We start from the raw sequence: 23935 nt of genomic DNA, 5'->3' as shown, positions 1-23935 counted from the left end.
TTTTCGTCTCCGTGAGGTCGGTGCGAACGGCGTCACCGGATTGGGTGACCTCGACGAAAGACGGTAAACGCGAGTGGTTAACGGATGGTTTAGAACGACGATTCGTTTACCATAACGTTGCGGCCGCAGCCGTCTTCTCTTGCCGCCGCAAGTCTGCGGCAAGGTTTCTTCGCGGCAACCGGAAGCCGGCCAAGAACTCGCAGCGGGGAAACGCCGGGCCCGCCGGAGCGTCGCGGCGGGTTTCGGCTCAGGCCGCGGCGTCCTGCAGCGCCCCAACGATGTCGTCGACCACCGCATTGACCAGAACCGCGTCGTCGCCCTCGGCCATGACGCGGATCAGCGGCTCCGTGCCGGAGGGGCGGATCACCAGGCGCCCGGCATTGCCGAGCCGGTCGCGTCCGGCCGAGATCGCCGCCTGCACGCCGTTCTGCTGCAACGGCTCGCCGTTGCGGTAGCGCACGTTCTTCAGGATCTGCGGAACCGGCTGGAACCGCCGGCAGACCTCCGACACCGGCCCGCCGCGGCGGCGCACGACGGCGAGGATCTGCAGCGCCGAGACGAGCCCGTCGCCCGTCGTCGCGAAGTCCGACAGGATGATGTGGCCCGACTGCTCGCCGCCGACATTGTAGCCGTGCTGGCGCATGTGTTCGACGACGTAGCGGTCGCCGACCTTGGTCCTGGCGAGCTGCAGCTTCCGCGCCTCGAGAAACCGTTCGAGACCGAGATTGGACATGATCGTCGCGACGATGCCGCCGGCCGACAGGCGCCCGTCGTCGGCCCAGCTCTCGGCGATGACCGCCATCAGCTGGTCGCCGTCGACGATGTCGCCCTTCTCGTCGACGATCAGGACGCGGTCGGCGTCGCCGTCGAGGGCAATGCCGATGTCGGCCCGCACTTCGCGCACCTTGGCGATCAGCGCGTCCGGGGCGGTCGAGCCGCAGTCGCGGTTGATGTTGACGCCGTCCGGCTCGACGCCGATCTTCACGACGTCGGCGCCGAGCTCCCACAGCACCTCGGGCGCGACCCGGTAGCCGGCGCCGTTGGCGCAGTCGATCGCGACGCGCATGCCGTCCAGCGACAGTTCGCGCGGCAGGGTGCGCTTGGCGAATTCGATGTAGCGGTAGATGTCGCCGTCGACGCGCTTGGCCCGGCCGATCTCCGCGCCGACCGGCATGCGGGCCGAGAGGTCCTCGTCGATCAGGCCGGCGATCTCCGCCTCGATGTCGTCGGACAGCTTGTAGCCGTCCGGGCCGAAGAGCTTGATGCCGTTGTCCTCGAACGGATTGTGGGAGGCCGAGATCATCACCCCGATGTCGGCCCGCAGCGAGCGCGTCAGCATCGCGACGGCCGGCGTCGGCATCGGGCCGAGCAGGAAGACGTCGACGCCGGCGGCGGTGAAGCCGGCCACCATGGCGTTCTCGATCATGTAGCTGGAGCGGCGGGTGTCCTTGCCGATGACCACCCGGTGCCGGTGCTTGCCGCGGCGGAACACGATGCCGGCCGCCATGCCGACCTTCATCGCGACTTCCGCGGTCATCGGATGGCGGTTGGCGGTGCCCCGGATGCCGTCGGTTCCGAAATAGCTTCTCGCCATCAGTTCCCCACTTCCCTCGCTCGCGCATCGACGATGCCGGACGCCCTGAAAAAACGAGCGTGCCGGCATCCCAGGCCGCGCGGCGCAGCGTCCTCACCCGCCGGCGATCGTCTCCGCCGGTCCGGTCGAAGCGGACATCTCTCCGCAGCGGTCGGCCGCCGACGGCCCTCTGAAATCCCCTCGCGCCGGCTTCAAATCCGGCGGACCGACAGCCCGCCCCGGCGCTCCGCCCATTCTAGCCGCATTTTCCGGGTCGGCGTCAGCCCGATCTGCCGGAAGGGTTAAGCGGCCCGCTCAAAGAAAGGGCGACCGCCGAGGGTCGCCCGCTTCCGTCTCGTCTCGTTCCCGCGCCGCTCAGGTCGGCTGCGGCTCGAGGCCGTCGCCGCGCGCCGGGCGCTGCGGGCCGGCCTTCGGCACCGCCGAGCCGCGCGAGGGCGGCGTGTCGTCGCCCATGTCGCGGGTGAGCGGCCGCCCCGCCAGGAGGTCGTGGACCTCGTCGCCCGACAGCGTCTCGTATTCGAGCAGCGCCTTGGCGAGCAGATGCAGCTCGTCGATGTGGTCGGTCAGGATCTTGCGCGCCTTGTTCTCGGCGGTCTCGATGATCTGCCGGACCTCGGAGTCGATCAGACGCGCCGTGTCCTCGGACATGTGCTGCTGGCGCGAGACCGAATGGCCGAGGAACACCTCGTCCTGGTTCTCCTTGTAGCGCAGGCGGCCGAGCTTGTCGCTCATGCCGTATTCCATGACCATGGCGCGCGACATGTTCGTCGCCTGCTGGATGTCGTTGGAGGCGCCGGTGGTGACGTTCTCCGGCCCGTAGATGATCTCCTCGGCCGCCCGGCCGCCGAAGATCATCGCGAGGCGCGCCTCCATCTCGTTCTTGCGCATGCCGTAGCGGTCGCGCTCCGGCAGGTTCATCGTCACGCCCAGCGCCCGGCCGCGGGGGATGATCGTCACCTTGTGCAGCGGGTCGTTGAACGGCTCGTGGATCCCGACGAGGGCGTGGCCGGCCTCGTGATAGGCCGTCAGCTTCTTTTCCTCCTCGGTCATGGCCATGGAGCGCCGCTCGGCACCCATCATGACCTTGTCCTTGGCGTCCTCGAATTCGAGCATGGTGACGAGACGCTTCGAGCGCCGCGCCGCCATCAGCGCCGCCTCGTTGACGAGGTTGGCGAGATCGGCGCCCGAGAAGCCGGGCGTTCCGCGGGCGATGGTCTTGAGGTCGACGTTCGGCGCCAGCGGCACATTGCGGACGTGGACCTTGAGGATCTTCTCGCGGCCGGTGAAATCGGGATTCGGCACCACGACCTGCCGGTCGAACCGGCCCGGGCGCAGCAGCGCCGGATCGAGCACGTCCGGGCGGTTGGTGGCGGCGATGAGGATGATCCCCTCGTTCGCCTCGAAGCCGTCCATCTCGACGAGGAGCTGGTTGAGCGTCTGCTCGCGCTCGTCGTTGCCGCCGCCGAGGCCCGCGCCGCGATGCCGGCCGACGGCGTCGATCTCGTCGATGAAGATGATGCAGGGCGAGTTCTTCTTGGCCTGCTCGAACATGTCGCGCACCCGGCTCGCGCCGACGCCGACGAACATCTCGACGAAGTCGGAACCGGAGATGGTGAAGAACGGCACGTTGGCTTCGCCGGCGACCGACCGCGCCAGCAGCGTCTTGCCGGTGCCCGGAGGGCCGACGAGCAGCACGCCGCGCGGAATCTTGCCGCCGAGGCGCTGGAACTTCTGCGGCTCGCGCAGGAACTCGACGATCTCCTCGAGGTCTTCCTTGGCCTCGTCGACACCGGCGACGTCGGCGAAGGTGACGCGGCCGTGCGCCTCGGTCAGGAGCTTGGCCTTCGACTTGCCGAAGCCCATCGCCTTGCCGCCCGCGCCGCCCTGCATCTGGCGCATCAGGAAGATCCAGACGGCGAGGATGAGGAGGATCGGACCGAAGGAGAGCAGCATCGACCAGATCGGGTTGGAATTGTCGCCCGGCGGGCTCGCCGTGATCTGGACGTTCTTGCCCTCCAGCCGCGACACCAGCTGCGCGTCTTCCGGAGCGTAAGTCTGGAAGGTCGAGGAGGAATCGCTGTATTTTCCGCTGATCCGCTGGCCCTGGATGTTCACCGACTGGATGCGGCCGCTGTCAACGTCCGACAGGAACATCGAATAGGGGATTTCGCGCGAATTGCTGCTCTGCGTGCCGTTCGAGAACAGCTGGAAGAGCGCGATCAGCAGCAGGGCGATGATCGCCCACAGCGCAAAGTTTCGAAAGTTCTGGTTCATCACTCTTCCTGAGTCGGCAAAACGGGCCGCGTCGCGAACCCCGCGAAGATAAGTGCTGCGATGCCCCTTGCCAACACATTGCCCGTGATTTGCGGCAAAAAGCCGGGCATGCCTCGGTTCATGGTGAGGAAGCGGTTAGGCCGTCCGCCGGCGGCAGGTCGCGCCGCAGAAGATGTGGCGCGAGCGGCAGGACAGCGAGGGGCGCGACATCCGGCCCGAGGCGGGGAGCGACGGCGGCCGCCGCCGCCTTCGGCCGCCCGGCCGCATCCACCAGAACGGGCAGGCATTTCTGCCGCGGGCCGCCGAGGCCGAGGCTGCCATATGCCACGAGCCGCGCGCCGGGAAGCTGGGCGAATTGGCCGAGGCCGACGGCCAGCCGCCCGTCGAAGACGACCGGCGCCGGGAGTTCGTCGGCGAAGCGGCCGATCAGGCGCGTCGCGCCGCCTACCGCCAGATCCGCGATGCCGCAGCGCCCGTATTCGCGTCGAAGGAGGATGTCGCTTTCCCGCGCCTCGACCACCGCCCCGCCGAGGGTCGCGACGAGATCCGGGCCGGCGTCTTCCGCGAGCCTGCCGAGAAGATCCCGGACGCCGCGGCCGGGGGGCGGCGCCGGACTGCCCGAGGCGGCGACGATCGCCCGCGACAGGAGCTGCGCGGCGCAGCGCTTCGGCAGGCCGGCGAGCACCGCGCGGTCGAGAAGCACCGCGCCGTCATCGGCGTAGCGAAGCCGCCCGGTGTCCTGAAGATCGGCGAGGAGCGCCGCGAGCGCCGCTTCGCCCTCAGCGCGCGCCCGCTTCGCCCGTCCGAGCCCGCGCAGCGCGCGCTGCCGCAGACCGGCGTCGACGGCAAGTTCGCGCCGGATCCGGGCGCGGTCGGAGCGCATGTCGCGGTTCGACGGATCGTCGACCGGAACGATCCCGCCGGCGGCGACCGCCCCTTTGAGCACCGACTGGGGCATGTCGAGGAACGGTCTGCCCAGAAGCACGTCCGGCCCGAGCCAGCGCAGCGGCCGCATGCCGGCGAGTGCCGCAAGCCCGCCGCCGCGTGCCCGGCGCAGGAGATGGGTCTCGAGGTCGTCGTCGCGGTGGTGGGCGACGAGGACGAGGCCGAGGCGATGGGTGCGGGCGTGGTCGAGAAGAAGCCGGTAGCGGGCCTCCCGGGCGCTGGCGGCAAGATTGCCGGTGCCGTCCCAGCCGGTCCAGGGAAGGGTGTCGTGGGCAAGGCCGAGCGATGCGGCGAGACCTGCGACGAAGGCGGCCTCGGCGGAAGACTCCGGCCTGAGGCGATGGTCGACGGTGGCGACGCGGAGCAGCCGCGCGGAAGCGGCGTTGCGCTCTTGCCAGCCGGCGGCGGCGAGCATCAGCGCCAGGGAATCGGGGCCGCCGGAGACGGCGAGCAGGAGGCCGTCGAGACGGCCGAGCCGTTGTTCGGCGGCGGCGATCACCGCGCCGATCGACGCTGCGAGCCGCGGATCTCCGCCTGGGGCATCCGGTTGCGGCGTTGCGGCAGGGCCGCCCGCCATGGAGGAAACGATCGGGGCGACGCCGCCCGTCAGCAGCTTGCGGCCTTCTGTTCGTCCTGTAGCTTGCGGCGGACGTTGTCGCTCATCTCCGGATAGCGCCGCGCCACCTCCTTGTAGGTGACGCAGGCGGTGTCGCGGTTGTTGAGCTTGGCGAGCGACATGCCGAGCTTCAGCATCATGTCAGGCGCCTTGGCGCTCTTGGGATGCGACTTCTGCGCGTCGAGAAAGACCTCGGCCGCGTCGGCGTATTTCTTCTGCTGGTAGAGGCTCTCGCCCAGCCAGTACTCGGCGTCCGGCGCGTCCTTGGCGCTCGGATAGGTCTGGGAATACTGCCGGAACGACTGCTCGGCCTTGGCATAGTCGCCGGCGAGCAGGTAGTTGTAGGCCAGATCGTACATGTCCCGCGGCCCGCTCGCCTTGATGCTGGCGACCGTGGAGGAATCGGACGACCCCTGCCCGCCTGCCGAAGCGGCGGAGGACGAACCGGCGACCGCGCTGGTGTCGAGGCCGTTGGAGAGCAGCTTGCCGATGTCGTCGCTGCCGTCGGCCGAGGCCGTTGCCGTCGCGTCGGAGGACGCGGCCGGCGCCGCCTCGCCGCGCCGCTCCTGTGGCTTGGCGGAGGCCGGGCTGCTGCCGCCGCCTTCGAGCTGCTGGAAGCGGAACTCGGAATCCTCGCGATATTTGCGCATGTCCTCCTGCGCCTGGAGCAGCTGGAAGCTCAGTTCCTCGACCTTGCCGTTCAGGCGGCGCACCTCGTCCTCGAGCTGGTTGAGGCGCACCACGAGGTCGCCCGACTGTGCGAGCCTGATCGGCTGTTCCTGCGGCGTCGACGGTGCGGCCCCGGGAAGCTGCGCCGCGCCGAGGCCAGGCGTCGCGGCGGCGGTGCGCGTCGCCGGCTCGTCGGCGCCGCCGAACACGCCCGGCAGATCGAAGGCTAAAGCCGCTTGCGGCAGGAAGACCATCAGAAGTCCCGCGGCGGCCAGGCTGCGACGAAGCATCGTCACTCTCGTCTCCATTCGTTCCCCTCGCCCGCGCGGCCTGATCGTCGAGCCTCGGCCCGTCACCGGCAGACGCCGGACGAGAGCCATGGGGCCGGACCGTCACCCCGCCCTCTCCGACGGAACGCGACCGCGGTTCACCCCTCGCGCGAGCTCACGCCTGAAGCATGGAACCATCGAGTTCGGCCAAAGTGTGACGGCCCGCCTGTCGATCCGCAGGGCGGAAGGACGGGCAGGCTGACGGGCCGTTGCGGCCGTGACAGCGGGCCGGGAATGGTCGCACGGCGCCGGCGGAGGGCGATCCGGCCGACCTCGCCGTTCCGGGAAGAAGGGCGCCGCCGCCCGCGGCCCGGAAACAAGGGGCGGGCGGCGGCGCGTCTCGTCAGATCAGCTCGACGGGCCGCCGAGGACGGTCACCGCGCGGCGGTTCTGCGACCAGCAGGAGATGTCGTCGCAGACCGCGACCGGACGCTCCTTGCCGTAGGAGATGGTCCGCATGCGGGTCGCCGGAACGCCGAGCTGCGTGAGGTAGTCGCGGGTCGCCGAGGCGCGGCGGGCGCCGAGGGCGAGGTTGTATTCGCGGGTGCCGCGCTCGTCGGCATGGCCCTCGATGGTGATCGGATACTGCGTGTGCTGCTTCAGCCACATCGCCTGGCGCTGCAGCGTCTGCTGCCCGGTCGCGGTGATGTCCGACGAATCGGTCTCGAAGAACACCCGGTCGCCGACATTGACCGTGAAGTCCTGCGGCGAGCCCGGCACGACGTTGCCCGCGCCGCCGGCACCGCCGAGGCCGAGGCCGGCCGCGTTGTCCGGCAGACCGTCCTTCTTGCTGGCGCAGCCGGCGATGAGGAGGCCGGCGAGAAGCGCGATCGCGATCCGGCCCTTACCCTGAGAAACCATGCCCAGCATGGCGAACTCCTTCAAATCCAAGGATTTTTCGTTATCGACGGCTTACCACGGCCAAGCTTAACGACTGGTAAAATCGATTGTTTTCCCACCCCGCGGCAGGCTTTTGACGAGAGCGCGTCGAAGCGGGCGTTTTTTGCCCCGTCATCGCCCTTTCCGGCGCCTCTGATGCGTTCCGGCAACAGCCAAGGGGTTTATGCCGCAAGCCTTGCCCCGGGCTGTCGCGGCGCGCCCGGCCGGCCCGCGCGGTGCGGGCGGCCGGGGCTCGAATGCCACGGGCCGGCCCGGAATGCGCTGCGGGATCGCCGGCGCCCCTTCGCCGACTCTCGTGGCGCGGCTCAGTCGAGCAGCGGCGACCAGGCCGGATCGGAGGCATAGCCCGGCGTCGGGACCTTCTGCTCGTTGTAGCCGGTCAGGTCGATCGAAAAGAGCTGCGGCCCGCCGCCACCCTTCTGGTCGCGGAAGAACATCAGGACGCGGCCGTTCGGCGCCCAGGTGGGGCCTTCGTTGTGGAAGCCCGAGGTCAGGATGCGCTCGCCGGAGCCGTCCGGCCGCATGACGCCGATCTGGAACTGGCTGCCCGACTGCTTGGTGAAGGCGATGAGGTCGCCGCGCGGCGACCAGACCGGCGTCGAATAGGAGCCGTCGCCGAAGGAGATGCGCTGCTGGTTCGAGCCGTCGGCGCCCATCGTGTAGAGCTGCTGGCGCCCGCCGCGGTCGGATTCGAAGACGATGCGGGTGCCGTCCGGCGAATAGGAGGGCGAGGTGTCGATGGCGTTGGTGGAGGTCAGCCGCGTCGTCGCCCGCGACCTGAGGTCCATCGCGTAGATGTTGGCGTTGCCGTTCTGCTGCAGGCTCATGATCACCTTCTGGCCGTCCGGCGAAAAGCGCGGGGCGAAGGTCATGCCGGGGAAGTTGCCGACGATCTCGCGCTGGCCGGTCTCGAGCTGCAGCAGGTAGACGCGCGGCTCGCCGTTGCCGAAGGACATGTAGGTGACCTCCTGGCGGTTGGGCGAAAAGCGCGGGGTGAGGACGAGGTCGCGGCCGTCGGTGAGGAAGCGCACGTTCGCGCCGTCCTGATCCATGATGGCGAGGCGCTTGACCCGGTTCGCCTTGTCGCCGCTCTCGGAAACGAAGACGATGCGGCTGTCGAAATAGCCCTTCTCGCCGGTGATCCGCTCGTAGATCGCATCGGCGATGATGTGGCCGACGCGGCGCCAGTTGTCGGGATTGGTATAGAACTGCTGGCCGTCGAGCTGCTGGCCGGCGAAAGTGTCCCACAGCCGGAACTCGACGCGCAGACGCCCGTCCGCCTCGGGCGAGACGCGGCCGACGACCAGCGCCTGGGCGTTGATCACCGTCCAGTCCTGGAAGCTCGGGCTGACGTCCGGGCCGAGGCCCTTCTGAATGAAGGCCGCCGGGTCGATCGGCGCGAACAGCCCCGAGCGCTTCAGATCGGCCGAGACGACGTCGGAGATCTGCTTGCCGAGACCGTTCTGCGACTGGAAGTCGGCAATCGCGATCGGCAGCGGCTGGACGTTGCCCTGGGTGATGTCGAGCTCGACGACGGCCGCGGCCGGCGTCGCGACGGCAAGGGCGCCGGCGAGCACCAGGACGGCCGCAAAGACGCGGCTGATGAACATATGCATGAGCGGAATTTCCCCTCTTCAGCGGCCGCGGCGCATCATCGGCTTTCCGGCGGCCGCGCCGAAAATCATTCGTCCGGCCCCCGCGCGGCAACGAGCCGCCCTCCCCCGGGCCCGGCATTGGCAGTTCCCTTCAGGCCCTTCCTAGGTCACTTTCGGGAAATTTGATGGCGATCGACGCGGGACCGCCCGATCAGAGCATCTGGCTCGGATCGAAATTCAGAAGCACTTCCGACCAGGTGTCGTATTTTTCGGCCGGAAGCTTGTAGGGCGCGCAGCGGATCACGGCGCGCAGCGCGGCATCCGCCGCCGCCCGCTCCACCGTCGAACCGCCACCGCCCTCGACGAGTTCCGGCCGGCCCTCGAGGCCGCCGGAGGGATCGAGGCGCATGCGGATCGTCACGCGCAGCGCGCCGGCCTCCGAGACGCCCGCCGGCGGCGACCAGCACTGGCTGACCTGGCCGCGCAGCGCGTCGAGCTCGCTCTGGGAGAGCTTGCCGCCGGTCTTGCGGTCGCCGCCGAGCGAGGCCTGCTGCTGCGAGCGCCTGGCGCCGCCGCCCGCGGACTTCTCCTTGTTGAGGAGCGCAGCGATCTTGTCGGCATCGAACTGGCTGTCGTCCTGAGCCGGCTTGGACGGCTTTTCGGCGGGCTTCTCCGGCTTCTTCGTCTCGGTCGGCTGCGGACGCGAGGGTCTCAGCTGCGGCACCGGGCCGCGCTCCGGCAGCGCGGCGACCTCGGGCTCGGCCGGCTTTTGCTCCGGCTTCTTTTCGGGCTGCTGCTGCGGCTGCGTCTCGGCGGTGGCGATCGCCTCCTCGATCGGATCGGCCTCCTGCGGGGCCGGCTCGGCGGGCGCGGGCTCCTCGGCCGTCTTGGTTTCTTGCGGCTGCGGCGTCGGCTCGGGGCGCGGCGTCGGCACCGCCTCGGGAACCGGGGGCGTCTCCTCGGCGGGCTTGCTCGAAGGCGGCGGCGGCTCGGAGGCCTTGGGCGCGGCGGTCTGTTCCACCGCCCGTTCCCGCTCGGTCGGGGTCGGCGGCGTCTCGAGGTCGGTGGAATTGTCGCCGGCGTTCTGGGCGCTGTCGTCGACGACGGGCTTTTCCGTCGGGTCGGGCGCCGGCGTCTCGGTGACCGGCGCGTCCTTCTTGCCGATCAGCGACTGCGAATATTCCTCGACCGGGACGAGGTCGACGGGAAGCGAATCGACGCTCGCCACCTCCAGCGGGTCGGGCGCGCCTAAAGACCACAGTCCCCAGGTGAGAACCACGGCATGCAGGACGGCGGAGACGACGACGCCGGCTCTCATCTCAGGTCGCAACCCCGCGGCTCATGTCCCTCACGCCTTGGTGTCCTGGTCGGTCACGAGACCGATGTTCTTGAAGCCGGCGGCATTGATGCGGCCCATGACCTGCATGACCGTGCCGTAGTCGGCGGACTTGTCGCCCTTGACGAAGATGCGCTCCTGATAGCCGGTCTTGGCGATCTGCTCGAGCTTCGGCACCACTTCCTCGACGGCGATCTTGGTGTCGTTGATGAAGACGCCGCCGTTGGAATCGACCGAAATGGTGATCGGCTGGGTGTCGGCGTTCAGCGCCTTCGCCTTGGTCTTCGGCAGTTCGATCGGCACGCCCACCGTCAGGAGCGGCGCGGCGACCATGAAGATGATCAGAAGCACGAGCATCACGTCGACCATCGGGGTGACGTTGATCTCGCTCATCGGGGCGCGGCGCGTGCGGCCCCGCCGCGAGCGTCTCGCGCCGCCACCGCCCATCGACATACCCATGGCCAAATCCCTTCTGCAGGTCCCGGGCGAGCCGCCCGCCTGACGGTTCAGCGCTGCTGCGTCAGCTTCTCGTCGATCTGCCGCGACAGGATCGCGGAGAACTCGTCGGCGAAGGCCTCGAGCCGCATGCCGAGCTTGCCGGCGTCGGACGACAGCTTGTTGTAGGCGATGACCGCGGGGATCGCGGCGACGAGGCCGATGGCGGTGGCGAGCAGCGCCTCGGCGATGCCCGGCGCGACGACCGCAAGGCTCGTCTGCTGCGAGCCGGCGATCGCCTGGAACGAGGTCATGATGCCGATCACCGTGCCGAACAGGCCGATGAATGGCGCCGCCGAGCCGACCGTCGCCAGAAAGCCGAGCCGCGATTCCAGGCTGTCCATCTCGCGGGCGAGCGTCACGTCCATCGCCTTCTCGATGCGCTGCTGCAGCCCGATCGGCGAGCGCGCGCCCTTCTCGAAGCTCTTCTTCCACTCGCGCATGGCGGCGACGAACAGCGCGCCCATGCCGGTGGTGCGGCGCTCGGAAAGCGAGTGGTAGAGCTCTTCCAGCGACTGGCCGGACCAGAAATGGCTCTCGAAGCGGTTCAGCTGCCGGCGGAACGAGCCGTAGCGCATGGTCTTGTCGATGATGATCGCCCACGACCAGATCGAGGCGAACAGCAGCCCGATCATCACCAGCTTGACGACGAAGCCCGCCTGCCAGAACAGGTCCCAGAGGGAGACCGATCCCGCCGCCGACAGCGCTTCCTGAGCGATTTGCCCATCCATTTGCGATCAAGCCCCTCAAACAAACCGAGCACCGGCCGCAGGACCCGCGAAGGGCCTGGCCGATGCTATCCGTTTCCTCGCATCCGCTGCGTCGTGCGGTCGTTCATCGCCGCCGGTCGGGATCTCCACCCGGCGCGACGCGATCGACCCGTCCCGCACATCCCGATCCTCATGCGGCCCCCTCGGCGCAACAGCATGTGAGACTGCGCGAACCGGACCCCTCACCCGCTTTCACCAACGATTCCGGTGAAAGCATGGCAAAATCGACTCAAATCCGCCGTTCCCAGTTCTGGACCCATCATGGTTAACAAGCGGTTACGAGCGAGACGCGTCGAGCTGCCCCGCCTCGCGCTCCTCAAACGCCGGGTGCGAGCACCTCGAGCACCCGTTGCGGCATGCGCATCGGCTTGCCCTCCGGCGAGATCACCGCGACCTTGACGTTCGCCTCGACGAGCACTTCCTCGGCGCGCAGGATCTTCTGGTCGAGCAGCACCCGCGCGCCGCCGAGTTGGCGCGTCGTCGTCAGGACGGTGAGGACGTCGTCGATGCGCGCCGGCCTGAGGAAGTCGATCTCCATGCGCCGCACGGCGAAGGCCATCGGCGCGCCGAAGCCGCCGGCCATCAGCTCGCGGTGGCCGATCCCCTTCAGCCGCAGGAAGTCCGAGCGGCCGCGCTCGAGGAAATGCAGGTAGCGGGCGTGGTAGACGACGCCGGAAAAATCGGTGTCCTCGAAATAGACGCGCAGGTCGAGGCGGTGTCCGCCGCCCTCCAGCCGCCCGGCGATGTCCGAAATCGTGACCATTCTTCTCGATATTTCGTCTTTGCGATCATCGTCATGACAGGCATGGCGAAATTTCCGCCGCCCGGCGTCATCGCCATGTCACGCAAGGTCAGGAAGAACGGCGCGTCGACAACCCCTTTGAGCCATCGGGAGGCAGCTTCATGCCGCGCCACGTCCTTGCCGCGCTTCTGGCGACCACGATCCTTTCCGCCACCGGCGCCGCCGGAGCCGAGCAGAGCTTTCACCGCATCGCATCCTTTCCCGTGGCGAGCAACCTGCCTGCGGACAGGGACCCGAACACGCCGACCTCGTCGGAGATCGTCACGGCGAGCCAGGACGGCATGACGCTGATCTATTCCGACAGCCCGGCCGGCGGCATCGGTATGATCGACATCGCCGATCCGAAGGCGCCGAAGCCCGCCGGCTTCATCGCCATGCAGGGCGAGCCCACCTCCGTCGCCGTGGCGGGCGGCGACGTGCTCGTCGGCGTCAACACGTCGGAAAGCTTCAAGAATCCTTCGGGCCGCCTCGCGGTGGTGAGCCTTGCCGAGAAGAAGGAGATCGCCTCCTGCGACCTCGGCGGTCAGCCGGATTCGGTCGCCGTCTCGAAGGACGGCAAGTTCGCCGCGGTCGCCATCGAGAACGAGCGCGACGAGGACCTGAACGACGGCGCGCTGCCGCAGATGCCGGCGGGCTACGTCACCGTCTTCGATCTGAAGGACGGCGCGCCCGAATGCGGCTCGATGAAGAAGGTCGAGATGACCGGCCTGTCGGACATCGGCGGCGACGATCCCGAGCCGGAATTCGTCGACTTCAATTCCAAGAACGAAATTGCCGTCACGCTGCAGGAAAACAACGCCATCGCCATCATCGACGCGGCGACCGGCACGGTGACCAGCCATTTCTCCGCCGGCACGGTCGATCTGAAGAACATCGACGCCGAGGACAATGGCGAGATCAAGCTGACCGATAGCCAGGACGGCCGCCGGCGCGAGCCCGACGCCGTGCAGTGGATCGACGACGACCGGCTGATCACCGCCAACGAGGGCGACTACAAGGGCGGCTCGCGCTCCTTCACCGTCTGGAACAAGGACGGCACGGTCGCCTATGAGAGCGGCCCGGCCTATGAATACGAGCTGGTACGCGCCGGCCATTATCCGGACAAGCGCTCCGACGCCAAGGGCATCGAGCCGGAGGGCCTCGAAGTCGCGAAGTTCGGCGACAGGACCTATGCCTTCGTGCTCTCCGAACGCGGCTCGACGATCGGCGTCTACGACGTCTCCGAGGGCGATCCGACCTTCGTCCAGCTTCTGCCCTCGGGCATCGGGCCGGAGGGCGCGGTGGCGATCCCGGCGCGGGGGCTTCTTGCCAGCGCCAACGAGGAAGACCTCGTCGAGGACGGCGCGGCGCGCAGCCACGTGATGATCTACGAGCTCGGCGACGGCGCACCGTCCTATCCGATGATCGTATCGCAGGATCAGGGCGAGACGCCGCTCGGCTGGGGCGCGCTGTCTGCCCTCGCCGGCGATCCGGACGACGCCTCCACCCTCTATGCGGTGTCGGATTCCTTCTACAAGAACCAGCCGCGCATCTTTTCGATCGACGTGTCGTCCAGACCGGCGAAGATCACCGGCGCGATGGACGTCACCGAGAACGGCGCGCCGATGCAAAAGCTCGACCTCGAGGGCATCACCGCGGACGGCGCGGGCGGCTTCTGGCTGGCGAGCGAGGGCAATCCGGAGAAGGAGATCCCGCACCGGATCCTCCACGTCGACGGCAAAGGCGCGGTTCAGGAAGTGGTCGACATGCCGAAGCAGCTGACCGACCAGTCGACGCGCTTCGGCGCCGAGGGCATCGCCATGGACGGCGAGCGGCTGTGGATCGCCATCCAGCGCGAGTGGAAGGACGATCCGAAGGGCACGGTGAAGCTCCTTGCCTACGAGCCCGCCTCCAAGACGTGGAGTGCCGTGCGCTATCCGCTCGACAAGGCGAAGACGGGCTGGGTCGGCCTGTCGGAGATCACCGCCCATGGCGGCGCGCTCTACATCGTCGAGCGCGACAACCAGATCGGCACGGCGGCGAAGGAGAAGAAACTCTTCAAGGTCTCGCTCGACGGCGTGACGCCGGGGGCGATCGGCGCGGAACTGCCGGTGGTGGAAAAGCAGGAGGTCCACGACTTCCTTCCCGATCTCAAGGCCATCGGCGGCTATGTCGTCGACAAGATCGAGGGGTTCACCTTCGCCAGCGACGGCACCGCCTATGCCGTGACCGACAATGACGGCGTCGACGATTCCTCCGGCGAGACGCTGTTCTTCAAGGTCGATCTCGGCTCGATGTAAGACCCGTTCGGCCGAATGAGACAAAGGCCGCCGGCGCCGACCCGTGCCGGCGGCCTCGCCATGAGTGACGGCCCGGTCCGGGACGACAAAGAGGCGTCGACCGGGCGGCGGCCGGGATCGCACGTTCTTTCACGCCACCCGGCGAATTGTTATCCTTCGCGCCGTTCCTGCCGACGACGCCCGGCCGGAACGGACCGGGAAGGATGTTTTCGAGATGGCCGTAGCCGAGCATGAACCGATGTCGGCCGATCGTTTTCTCGTCTGGATCGAGGCGCAGGAAGAGCGTTACGAGCTGGCGGACGGCCTCGTGGTTCGCATGATGGCGGGCGCCAAGGAGAGCCACAACGTGGTCACGACGAACATCGTCGTGTCGCTGGCGGCCCATGCGAAACGGCGTGGCTGCCGAACGACGTCGAGCGACACCGCCGTCAGGACCGGCCCCCGCGGAATCCGGTTTCCCGACGTCGTCGTCGATTGCGGCCCGCCGGACGCCGATGCGAAAGAGGCGTCCCGCCCGACGATCGTCGTCGAAGTCTCGTCTCCCGGCACGCTCGCCACCGATCTGGCGGACAAGCTGGAAGAATACCGGGGACGCGAAGACATTCGGGTGATCGTGCTCGTCGAGCCCGACGTCGTGTCGGTAAGGGTCTATCGCCGCGATCCGAACGGCGTCTGGTCCATCGAGAAATACGACGATCTAGCCGACACGGTTCATCTGCCGGAGATCGGCGGCTCTCTCGCCTTGGCCGATGTCTACGATACGCTGGAGCCGAGGCGGAGGCCGCAGTTGCACGTCGTCGTTCACACCGCAGATGATCGGACGCCCTGAAGCCGCATCCTCTCGGCCTCCCGGCGCGAGAACGATGACGGCCGGCCTGTCCTCCTTGCTGCCTTCTTCACGGCCGTCCTCGGCTTCTTCAGCCCACAGATTATGAGTGTCTGAGAACGAGGCCCGGCTCGATCCGCTCCGAAATCCGCACGGATTACGACGACGCCGTGACCACAGTCTCCTCCGGATCCCAGTCGAAATCCGCTGGGACCCTGGCCGGAGAAAAAGGTCCATCTCTTCGTCCGTCAGATCGGATACGAAGAATGACCGCCGATAGCCGCCGCGTCAGATATCCAGATTCGCCACCTTCAGCGCGTTGTCCTGGATGAATTCGCGCCGCGGCTCGACTTCGTCGCCCATCAGCTTGGAGAACAGCTGATCGGCATCCGTCGCGTCCTGCACCTTGACCCGCACCAGCACGCGCGCCTCCGGATCGAGGGTCGTCTCCCAGAGCTGCTCCGGGTTCATCTCGCCGAGACCCTTGTAGCGCTGGGTGGCGATGCCCTTGCGGCCGACCTCGAAGACCGCCGCGAGCAGCGCGAGCGGGCCGGAGATCGGACGCTCGGTCTCCTTGCGCCTCAGCGTCGGCACCCCGCCGTCATAGACGTCCTTCAGCCGCGGCGCCTGGCGCATCAGCTGCAGCGCGTCGCCGGAATTAAGCAGACCGGCGTCGAGGATGCGCAGTTCGGTGACGCCGCGCACCACGCGGGTGAAGCGGTAGCCGCCGTCCGCGGCGACGCCGCTCCAGCCGCGCTCGGTCTCCTCGGCGATGAGGTCCAGCCGCTCGGCGATGCGTTCGGCGGTCTTCGGCCCGTCCTCCGGGTGGTCGGCGACCTCCGGCGACAGCGCCCCGAGGATCGCCGCCTGCTCGACCACCGAACGGTCGTAGCGCGAATGAAGGCCGGCGAGCACCTGCCGGACGGCAAGCGCGTCGTCAACCACGGCCCTCAGATCGCGGCCGGTCCGCACCTCGCCGTTGGCAAGTGTCAACGAGGCATCGTCCAGGCCGCCCTCGATGAGATAGTTCTCGAGCGCCTTCTCGTCCTTCAGATACTGGCTCTGCTTGCCGCGCGTCACCTTGTAGAGCGGCGGCTGGGCGATGAAGACGTGGCCGCGCTCGATCAGCTCCGGCATCTGCCGGAAGAAGAAGGTGAGGAGCAGCGTGCGGATATGGGCGCCGTCGACGTCGGCGTCGGTCATGATGATGATCTTGTGGTAGCGCAGCTTGTCGGCGTTGAACTCGTCCTTGCCGATCGAGGTGCCGAGCGCGGTGATCAGCGTGCCGATCTGGTCGGAGCCGAGCATGCGGTCGAAGCGGGCGCGCTCGACGTTGAGGATCTTGCCCCGGAGCGGCAGGATCGCCTGGTTCTTGCGCGAGCGGGCGCCCTTGGCCGAGCCGCCGGCCGAATCGCCCTCGACGATGAAGATCTCCGACTTCGCCGGATCGCGCTCCTGGCAGTCGGCGAGCTTGCCGGGAAGCGAGGTGATGTCGAGCGCGCCCTTGCGGCGGGTGAGCTCGCGGGCCTTGCGCGCCGCCTCGCGCGCCGAAGCCGCCTCGACCACCTTGGCGACCAGGATCCGCGCCTCCTGCGGGTGCTCCTCGAAAAAGGTCGACAGCGCCTCGTTGACGAGGCTCTCGACCACCGGCCTGACCTCGGAGGAAACCAGCTTGTCCTTGGTCTGGGAGGAGAACTTCGGATCCGGCACCTTGACCGAAAGGACGCAGGAAAGCCCCTCGCGGCAGTCGTCGCCGGTGAGCGCCACCTTCTCCTTCTTCAGGATGCCGGAGGCTTCGGCATAGCCGGTCACCTGCCGGGTCAGCGCGCCGCGGAAGCCGGCGAGATGGGTGCCGCCGTCACGCTGCGGGATGTTGTTGGTGAAGCAGAGGACCGTCTCGTTGTAGGAATCGTTCCACCACAGCGCCGCCTCGACGGTGATGCCGTCGCGCTCGCCGTCGACGACGATCGGCTCGGGAATCAGCGGCTTGCGGGAGCGGTCGAGATAGCGCACGAAAGCCTCGAGCCCGCCTTCGTAATGCAGCTCGATCTTCTTCTCGTCCGCCGGCCGCTTGTCGGTGAGGACGATCCTGACGCCGGAATTCAGGAAGGCGAGTTCGCGCAGGCGATGCTCCAGCGTGTTGTAGTCGAAGCTGGTGACGCCGCGGAACGTGTCGAAGGACGGCATGAAGGTGATCGCCGTCCCCGTCTCGCCGCCGGCATCGCCGGTCACGGCGAGCGGCGCGTCGGGAACGCCGTGGGTGAAGGACATTTCGTGGATCTGGCCCTTGCGCCGGATCTTCATCTTCAGCGAGCTCGACAAAGCGTTCACCACCGAGACGCCGACGCCGTGCAGGCCGCCCGAGACCTTGTAGGAGTTCTGGTCGAACTTTCCGCCGGCGTGCAGCTGGGTCATGATGACCTCGGCCGCCGAGACGCCCTCGCCCGTGTGCATGTCCGTCGGAATGCCGCGGCCGTTGTCGGTGACCGTGCAGGAACCCTCGGCGTTCAGCGTCACGGTGACGAGGGTGGCGTGGCCGGCCAGCGCCTCGTCGATGGCGTTGTCGACGACCTCGTAGACCATGTGGTGCAGGCCGGAGCCGTCGTCGGTATCGCCGATATACATGCCGGGACGCTTGCGCACGGCATCCAAACCCTTGAGCACCTTGATCGAATCGGCACCGTATTCGGCGCCGGCCGCGGGGTTCGTTTCGGGCACTGCTGACATGACGGTCCTTGATCTGGGGCCGGCCGGGAAGGGCTCGCGAATCGGCCGGATTTGTCGCTTTTATATAGGCATTCACCCGGCAAGGCGAAAGCGCCGGCCTGCCGGCCGGTCCGGCGCGACGCCGGCCGCCGCGCGCTTCTGCCGCCGCTGCGGCCCGCCCCGATCCTTCAAAGCCGGGCCTCGCGCCGCGGGGCCTTGCGCAGACCAGCCACCATCACACGAAAGGAGGCCGATTCCATGGCCGAGACGACGCTCGCGAGCTTTCCCTTCCGGACGCGCGAAAAACTCCGCTACCGCGACACCGACCGCCAGGGCCACGTCAACAATGCGGTGTTCTCCACCTTCTTCGAAACCGGCCGCGTCGAACTGCTGCATTCCGGCAAGGCGCCGCCGCCGAAAGGCCGGGCCTTCGTCATCGCCCGCCTCGCCATCGACTTTCGCCGCGAGGTGAACTGGCCGGGCGAGGTGGAGATCGGAACCGGGATCGCCGGCCTCGGCAACAGCTCGATCCGGCTCGTCCAGGCGGTCTTCCAGCATGGCGCTCTCTGCGCCGGCGCCGAGACGGTGATCGTCCTGATGGACGAGGCGACGCGCCGGTCGACGCCGCTGCCGGAGGAGATGCGCGAGGCCTTGGCGCCGCACGTCGTCGCCGGCGGCGCGGGCGGCGCGGGCGGCTGAGCACCGGCGCCGGGGCCCGGAAGACGCGCCGGGGCGCGGGCGCGCCTCGCCGGCGCGACCTTTCATCGCCGCGCCTTCCCCTCGACGCCCTTCTCCACTCCTCCCATATGCGCGGTCGAGGCGCCGCCCGGCCGCGCTGCGGCCGCGGCGGCCCGACCGTCAACATGCGCGAGTCGCGATCCATGTCGAACCCGTCCGCCGTTTCCGCCGCCCCGTCCCGTCCGGGCGGTCAGCCCTTCCGCGCCCCGGCCCCGGTGCCGCATTCCCAGCCGCTCGGCTTTGCGAGCTTCATCCGCACGGCGACGCGCAACCCGATCGAAATCTGGGGCACGCGCGCCTTCAAGGAGCCCTATGTGCGCGGCGCCTGGCTGGGCGTTCCGAACGTCGTCGTCAACGATCCCGCCGGCATTCGCTACTGCCTCGTCGAGAACGCCAGGAACTACGTGATGCAGCCGCTGCGCCAGCGGATCCTGCGGCCGCTCCTGCGCGACGGGCTCCTCACCGCCGAGGGCGAACTCTGGCGGCGCACCCGCAAGGCCATCGCCCCGGTCTTCACGCCGCGCCACATCGCCGGCTTCACCGTCCAGATGGAGGCGCGCTCGGCCCTCTTCGCCGAAGGGCTCGCAGGGCGCGCCGGCGAGACCGCCGACATCTCGCACGAGATGACGCTGCTCACCTTCGACATCCTGCAGGAGACGCTGTTTTCCGGCGACATCGCCTCCGAGCCTGAGGGCTTCGCCCGCTCGACGCGCGATTTCCTCGGTTCGATGGGCCGGATCGATCCGCTCGACCTCCTCAACGCCCCGGCCTTCCTGCCGCGGCTGCGGCGCCTGAAGGGCCGCAAGTCGATGACCTATTTCCGCGCGCTCATCGCCGAGACGATCGAGAAGCGGCGCGAGCGCCTCAGCCGCGACCCGGATGGCACGCCGAACGACCTCCTCACCTTGCTGATCAAGGCCGACGGCCTGTCGAGCGAGGAGATCGAGGACAACATCATCACCTTCATCGGCGCCGGCCACGAGACCACCGCCCGGTCGCTCGCCTGGACGCTGTATCTCCTGTCGCAGGCGCCGCAGGAGCGGGCGCTGGTCGAGGCGGAGATCGACGAGGTCCTGCCGACGCTCTCCCATCCGAGCGAGTGGGCCGACCGGCTGATCCACACCAAGGCCGCCTTCGAGGAGGCGATGCGGCTCTATCCGCCCGCCCCCTCGCTCAACCGCACGGCGCTGAAGCCCGACCGGGTGGGCGGCCTCGACATTCCCGCCGGCTCGACCCTTCTCGTCATGCCCTGGCTGGTCCACCGCCACGAAATGCTCTGGGACCGGCCGGATCACTTCATGCCGAGCCGGTTCCTGCCGGAGAATCGCGACAGCATCGACCGCTACCAGTACCTGCCCTTCGGCGTCGGCCCGCGGGTGTGCATCGGCGCGAGCTTCGCCATCCAGGAGGGCGTCATCGCGCTGGCGCTGCTCCTCAGGGACCTGCGCTTCGACTATGTGGGCGAGCGGCCGCCGGAAGTGGTCCAGCGCATCACCGTCCAGCCGGACGGCGGCCTGCCGATGCGGATTTCGCGGCGCCACTGAGGCGGAAACGACATCCGGCGCGGCAAGGGGGCAGCGACGGTGGGTCGCGATCTCGCGATCGCGATTTGCGGTCGCGGGGATATTGGCCTATATGACCGCGCACAGTCTTGCTGCGGCGCATCCGTCCGGCCCTTTTCGAAAGGGGTCTTCGATGCGCTCGACGCCTTGACACACCGGGCATTCCCGTCCCGCCGACCGCCAGTCGCAACGCGAGACCGTCCTGCGGAATGCCGTGCCCCGGAAGCGGTGGACGATGGCCGAAGCCGTCGCTCCAGTGCCTGCGGCGCCAACGGTGCGATCGATCCGCCAGCGATCGCAAGACAGCGTTGCTCCCCTGCGATGATGGCAGAGCGAGCCGAGGCAAGGGCGTCCCGCAAGGGCGCCCGGCCGACGAGGACCGGTCGCCGCGCGGCCGGCCGGGTCGGCCGCATTCCGTGTCGCGCGGAACCGCGCCGTGCCGGAAACGGCGGGGCTGTGTCCGCGTCCTGAAGCTGATCGAAACCCGTCGGTCTCCGCCGCCGGTTTCGCACCGAGAAGAGAGGGAGTCGCTTTGAAAGTCGACGTTCGAGACAACAATGTTGATCAGGCCCTGCGCGCGCTGAAGAAGAAGCTGCAGCGCGAGGGCGTCTTTCGCGAGATGAAGGCGCGCCGCGCCTACGAGAAGCCGTCCGAGCGCCGCGCCCGCGAGAAGCAGCAGGCGATCCGCCGCTCGCGCAAGCTCGCCCGCAAGCAGGCGCAGCGCGAAGGGCTGCTGCCCGGGCCGAAGCGCCGCGCCGCTCACTGACGCTGCCCGCCGGGCAAGCGCCTGCCGGAACCATCCGCAAGCCTGATCATTCGCCCTTCGAGGCAGCGCGGCGAGCCGCATCCGTCCGATGCGACCGCCACGCTGTAACGCACCGAAGCGCGAGGCGGGGCAGACCGGCAGACACTCTCCACCCGGCACCGGGCCGATCGGCCCGATGCATCCAGGGTCGGCAGCATTCTTGCGCCCGCCCCGCGCGGCCCCCGTGATCTTTCCGGATCGCGGGACCCGCGCGGGGCGACGCGTTTTCCCGGACAGCGATGTCCGACAGCCGATGACCGCCTCCGCTCGAACCGAGATCTGGAGGCCCGCATTGATTCCCACCTGGCTGCACGTCCTGGCGATCGTCGCGCTCGTCGTCGGCGTCCTTTCCGCCCTCGCCATCCTCGTCGACACGCGCCGCGATCCCCAGCACATGGCGATCATGAACGTCGTCTGGCCGATCACCGGCCTCTATGCCGGGCCGCTGGCGGTCTGGGCCTATCGCAGATGGGGCAAGCTCGCCGCCCACAGCCGGGCGATGCCGGCGATGCAGGCCGGCAAGCCGATGCCGTCGAAGACCGAGACGCCGCATTATGCGAGCGTCGGCAAGGGCGCGGCCCACTGCGGCGCCGGCTGCACGCTCGGCGACATCTGCGCCGAGTGGCTCGCCTTTCTCATCCCCGCCGTCGCCGTGTGGCTCGGCTGGCACTCGATCTTTTCCGAAAAGATCTTCGCCGTCTGGATCCTCGACTACGTGCTGGCCTTCGGCTTCGGCATCGTCTTCCAGTATTTCGCGATCAAGCCGATGAACGAGGACATGTCGCCGGGCCAGGGCATCGTCGCGGCGCTGAAGGCCGACACGCTCTCTTTGACCTCCTGGCAGGTCGGCATGTACGGCTTCATGGCGATCGCGCATTTCTGGATCTTCGGCAGCCTGCTCGGCACGAAGCTCGAGGTGAACAGCGTCGAATTCTGGTTCATGATGCAGATCGCCATGCTCTGCGGCTTCCTCACCGCCTATCCGGTCAATGTCTGGCTGATCGACAAGGGCATCAAGGAAGCGATGTAGGAGCCTGAGGCGAAAAGGCGGAAGGGCCCTTAGAATTGCGGCCTTTCCAGACATTCGTCGGATGTCGGTGCACCCCCCTCTGCCCTGCCGGGCATCTCCCCCACAAGGGGGGAGATCGGCCCTGCGCCGATGCCTTGCGGTCAGCGGAGGCGTGCCGCTGGCATAGACGTCCAAAGGAAGCGGCATCGGTGGGAGCTTCCGATCTCCCCCCTTGCGGGGGAGATGGCTGGCAAGCCAGAGGGGGGTGAAGCAGCAGCCGCTGCCGTTCAAAATCCAGCTGCGCCGTTCAAGGCCGCTGCCGCCTCCCCGGAAAGAACTCCTCCCCTCAGATCTCCAGACAGATCTTGCCGAAATGCGCGCCCGACTCCTCGTGGCGAAACGCGTCGGCAATCCCGGCGAGCGGGAACGTCCGGTCGATCACCGGCTTCACCCCCGTCGCCTCGAGCGCCCGGACGAAGTCCTGCTGATGGCGGCGGCTGCCGACGATCAGGCCCTTGAGGGTCTGCTGCCGCGCCATCAGCGCCGCCGTCGGCACCTCGCCCGAGCGGCCGGTCAGAACGCCGATCAGCGCGATGTGGCCGGCGATGCGGCAGGCGGTGATCGACTGGCCGAGAGTCTGCGGCCCGCCGACCTCGACGACGATGTCGGCACCGCGGCCGCCGGTGATCTCGCGGACCCTCTCGCCCCAGTTCTCGGTGGTCCTGTAATTGACGACATGGTCGGCGCCGAGGCCGCGCAGCCGCTCCAGCTTCGCATCGGACGAGGAGGTGGAGATCACCGTCGCGCCCATCGCCTTGGCGATCTGCAGCGCAAAGATCGAAACGCCGCCGGTGCCGAGGGTCAGCACCGTGTCGCCGGCCTTCAGCCCCCCGTCGACGGCGAGCGCCCGCCAGGCGGTGAGCCCGGCGGTCGTCAGCGTCGCCGCCTCGGCGTCGGAGTAGCCCTTCGGCGCATGGGTGAACCACGTCGCCGGCCGCACCACGACCTCGCGGGCATAGCCGTCGACGCCGTCGCCGGGAGTCGTGCGGAAGTCGGCGACCGCCGCCTCGCCGTCCAGCCAGTGGGGAAAGAAGCCGGAGACGACCCTGTCGCCGACAGCAAACTCGGTGACGCCTTCGCCGACAGCCTCGACTTCGCCGGCGCCGTCCGACATCGGGATGCGGCCGTCCTCGCTCGGCACCCTGCCGGAGACGACGCCGTAGTCGTGGAAATTGAGCGAACTCGCACGGATGCGGACGCGGATCTCGCCCGGGCCGGGCGTGCCGGGATCGTCGAGATCGACGAGGCCGAGGCGGTCGAGACCGCCGGGCCGGGCAAGTCGGATGGCTTTCATGGCGATGAATCCTCTTCTACTGGGGCGCCCGGCCGGTCCGGCGCGGACGCGCATCCGCAGAAGAGGTAGTGGTTCATGGCTGGCGGCAAGGAAACGCCCCGTCACCCCGGTCCAACCCGACCCTGCCCGACCCGACCCTGCCCGACCCGACCCGGCCGCTGCGAGGCGACCCGCGTCGAGGATGACAACGGCCATGACGAACGAAGGCCCGCGGATCGTCGCCGATCCGCGGGCCCTCCTGCCCGGATGGCCGGTCCCGGGGGGGGCCGGGGGGGGGGGGGGGGGGGGGGGCCCCCCCCCCCGGGGGGGGCGCCGGGGCCCGGGTGTGTGG

Annotated in this window: 18 protein-coding genes; 6 read left to right on the top strand and 12 right to left on the bottom strand. The window is 68.6% G+C overall.

Annotation, left to right across the window (positions count from 1 at the left end):
* Window positions 1–247: 247 nt before the first annotated feature.
* The 10 genes from glmM to ybgC all read right to left on the bottom strand — a co-directional run bounded on the left by glmM (window position 248) and on the right by ybgC (window position 12286).
* Window positions 248–1594 carry a phosphoglucosamine mutase gene (gene glmM / locus J1C47_RS12480; RefSeq protein ID WP_207351101.1) on the bottom strand — a complete coding sequence of 449 codons (1347 nt, stop codon included), beginning with the start codon at window positions 1592–1594 and terminating at the stop codon, window positions 248–250.
* Between the two features lie 354 nt (window positions 1595–1948).
* Window positions 1949–3868: an ATP-dependent zinc metalloprotease FtsH gene (gene ftsH, locus J1C47_RS12475; protein ID WP_207351100.1), complete on the bottom strand. Its 1920-nt coding sequence runs from the start codon at window positions 3866–3868 to the stop codon at window positions 1949–1951.
* Window positions 3869–3986: 118 nt separating this feature from the next.
* Window positions 3987–5390, bottom strand: coding sequence for a tRNA lysidine(34) synthetase TilS (gene tilS / locus J1C47_RS12470; protein WP_207351099.1), 1404 nt, complete (start codon window positions 5388–5390; stop codon window positions 3987–3989).
* A 29-nt stretch (window positions 5391–5419) separates the two neighbouring features.
* On the bottom strand, window positions 5420–6388 hold the full coding sequence (gene ybgF / locus J1C47_RS12465) for a tol-pal system protein YbgF (protein WP_207351098.1): 969 nt from the start codon (window positions 6386–6388) through the stop codon (window positions 5420–5422).
* A 387-nt stretch (window positions 6389–6775) separates the two neighbouring features.
* Window positions 6776–7297 carry a peptidoglycan-associated lipoprotein Pal gene (gene pal / locus J1C47_RS12460; protein ID WP_207351097.1) on the bottom strand — a complete coding sequence of 174 codons (522 nt, stop codon included), beginning with the start codon at window positions 7295–7297 and terminating at the stop codon, window positions 6776–6778.
* Window positions 7298–7632: 335 nt separating this feature from the next.
* A complete protein-coding gene (gene tolB / locus J1C47_RS12455) occupies window positions 7633–8943 on the bottom strand; it encodes a Tol-Pal system beta propeller repeat protein TolB (RefSeq protein WP_207351096.1) in 1311 nt (436 codons plus the stop codon).
* A 190-nt stretch (window positions 8944–9133) separates the two neighbouring features.
* Window positions 9134–10252 (bottom strand): hypothetical protein, encoded by a 1119-nt coding sequence (locus J1C47_RS12450; RefSeq protein WP_425354558.1) that lies wholly within the window; start codon window positions 10250–10252, stop codon window positions 9134–9136.
* An 18-nt stretch (window positions 10253–10270) separates the two neighbouring features.
* A complete protein-coding gene (gene tolR / locus J1C47_RS12445) occupies window positions 10271–10717 on the bottom strand; it encodes a protein TolR (protein ID WP_207351095.1) in 447 nt (148 codons plus the stop codon).
* Between the two features lie 47 nt (window positions 10718–10764).
* A complete protein-coding gene (gene tolQ, locus J1C47_RS12440) occupies window positions 10765–11484 on the bottom strand; it encodes a protein TolQ (RefSeq protein ID WP_210382312.1) in 720 nt (239 codons plus the stop codon).
* Window positions 11485–11839: 355 nt separating this feature from the next.
* Window positions 11840–12286 (bottom strand): tol-pal system-associated acyl-CoA thioesterase, encoded by a 447-nt coding sequence (gene ybgC / locus J1C47_RS12435; RefSeq protein WP_207351094.1) that lies wholly within the window; start codon window positions 12284–12286, stop codon window positions 11840–11842.
* Window positions 12287–12426: 140 nt separating this feature from the next.
* Between ybgC and J1C47_RS12430 the strand changes: the two genes are divergently transcribed.
* Both J1C47_RS12430 and J1C47_RS12425 read left to right on the top strand, forming a co-directional pair.
* Window positions 12427–14604: an esterase-like activity of phytase family protein gene (locus tag J1C47_RS12430; protein ID WP_207351093.1), complete on the top strand. Its 2178-nt coding sequence runs from the start codon at window positions 12427–12429 to the stop codon at window positions 14602–14604.
* A 214-nt stretch (window positions 14605–14818) separates the two neighbouring features.
* Entirely contained in the window at window positions 14819–15433 is a 615-nt protein-coding gene (locus tag J1C47_RS12425; protein ID WP_207351092.1) for a Uma2 family endonuclease, read from the top strand.
* A 285-nt stretch (window positions 15434–15718) separates the two neighbouring features.
* Here J1C47_RS12425 and gyrB read toward each other — a convergent pair whose 3' ends face one another.
* A complete protein-coding gene (gene gyrB / locus J1C47_RS12420) occupies window positions 15719–18157 on the bottom strand; it encodes a DNA topoisomerase (ATP-hydrolyzing) subunit B (RefSeq protein WP_207351091.1) in 2439 nt (812 codons plus the stop codon).
* Between the two features lie 237 nt (window positions 18158–18394).
* Between gyrB and J1C47_RS12415 the strand changes: the two genes are divergently transcribed.
* The 4 genes from J1C47_RS12415 to J1C47_RS12400 all read left to right on the top strand — a co-directional run bounded on the left by J1C47_RS12415 (window position 18395) and on the right by J1C47_RS12400 (window position 22271).
* Window positions 18395–18835: an acyl-CoA thioesterase gene (locus J1C47_RS12415; RefSeq protein ID WP_207351090.1), complete on the top strand. Its 441-nt coding sequence runs from the start codon at window positions 18395–18397 to the stop codon at window positions 18833–18835.
* Between the two features lie 182 nt (window positions 18836–19017).
* On the top strand, window positions 19018–20418 hold the full coding sequence (locus J1C47_RS12410) for a cytochrome P450 (RefSeq protein ID WP_207351089.1): 1401 nt from the start codon (window positions 19018–19020) through the stop codon (window positions 20416–20418).
* 550 nt (window positions 20419–20968) lie between these two features.
* Window positions 20969–21202 (top strand): 30S ribosomal protein S21, encoded by a 234-nt coding sequence (gene rpsU, locus J1C47_RS12405; RefSeq protein ID WP_134761536.1) that lies wholly within the window; start codon window positions 20969–20971, stop codon window positions 21200–21202.
* A gap of 331 nt (window positions 21203–21533) precedes the next feature.
* Complete coding sequence (locus tag J1C47_RS12400; RefSeq protein ID WP_245396533.1) at window positions 21534–22271, top strand: DUF4396 domain-containing protein; 738 nt, start codon at window positions 21534–21536, stop codon at window positions 22269–22271.
* Between the two features lie 325 nt (window positions 22272–22596).
* Here J1C47_RS12400 and J1C47_RS12395 read toward each other — a convergent pair whose 3' ends face one another.
* Window positions 22597–23604: a zinc-dependent alcohol dehydrogenase family protein gene (locus J1C47_RS12395; protein ID WP_207351087.1), complete on the bottom strand. Its 1008-nt coding sequence runs from the start codon at window positions 23602–23604 to the stop codon at window positions 22597–22599.
* Window positions 23605–23935: the final 331 nt, after the last annotated feature.

It is taken from the genome of Jiella sonneratiae, assembly GCF_017353515.1.
Taxonomy (GTDB): Bacteria; Pseudomonadota; Alphaproteobacteria; order Rhizobiales; family Rhizobiaceae; genus Jiella; species Jiella sonneratiae.
Note: the sequence above shows the minus strand (reverse complement) of the source record. Positions and strands in the feature narration are given on the sequence as shown.

Coding starts and splice junctions, on each gene's coding strand:
- ybgF (WP_207351098.1), bottom strand. CDS start 6,388: ATGCTTCGTCGCAGCCTGGCCGCCGCGGGACTTCTGATGGTCTTCCTG.
- J1C47_RS12415 (WP_207351090.1), top strand. CDS start 18,395: ATGGCCGAGACGACGCTCGCGAGCTTTCCCTTCCGGACGCGCGAAAAA.
- pal (WP_207351097.1), bottom strand. CDS start 7,297: ATGCTGGGCATGGTTTCTCAGGGTAAGGGCCGGATCGCGATCGCGCTT.
- tolB (WP_207351096.1), bottom strand. CDS start 8,943: ATGCATATGTTCATCAGCCGCGTCTTTGCGGCCGTCCTGGTGCTCGCC.
- J1C47_RS12425 (WP_207351092.1), top strand. CDS start 14,819: ATGGCCGTAGCCGAGCATGAACCGATGTCGGCCGATCGTTTTCTCGTC.
- gyrB (WP_207351091.1), bottom strand. CDS start 18,157: ATGTCAGCAGTGCCCGAAACGAACCCCGCGGCCGGCGCCGAATACGGT.
- tilS (WP_207351099.1), bottom strand. CDS start 5,390: ATGGCGGGCGGCCCTGCCGCAACGCCGCAACCGGATGCCCCAGGCGGA.
- ftsH (WP_207351100.1), bottom strand. CDS start 3,868: ATGAACCAGAACTTTCGAAACTTTGCGCTGTGGGCGATCATCGCCCTG.
- tolQ (WP_210382312.1), bottom strand. CDS start 11,484: ATGGATGGGCAAATCGCTCAGGAAGCGCTGTCGGCGGCGGGATCGGTC.
- J1C47_RS12395 (WP_207351087.1), bottom strand. CDS start 23,604: ATGAAAGCCATCCGACTTGCCCGGCCCGGCGGTCTCGACCGCCTCGGC.
- tolR (WP_207351095.1), bottom strand. CDS start 10,717: ATGGGTATGTCGATGGGCGGTGGCGGCGCGAGACGCTCGCGGCGGGGC.
- glmM (WP_207351101.1), bottom strand. CDS start 1,594: ATGGCGAGAAGCTATTTCGGAACCGACGGCATCCGGGGCACCGCCAAC.
- J1C47_RS12430 (WP_207351093.1), top strand. CDS start 12,427: ATGCCGCGCCACGTCCTTGCCGCGCTTCTGGCGACCACGATCCTTTCC.
- ybgC (WP_207351094.1), bottom strand. CDS start 12,286: ATGGTCACGATTTCGGACATCGCCGGGCGGCTGGAGGGCGGCGGACAC.
- J1C47_RS12410 (WP_207351089.1), top strand. CDS start 19,018: ATGTCGAACCCGTCCGCCGTTTCCGCCGCCCCGTCCCGTCCGGGCGGT.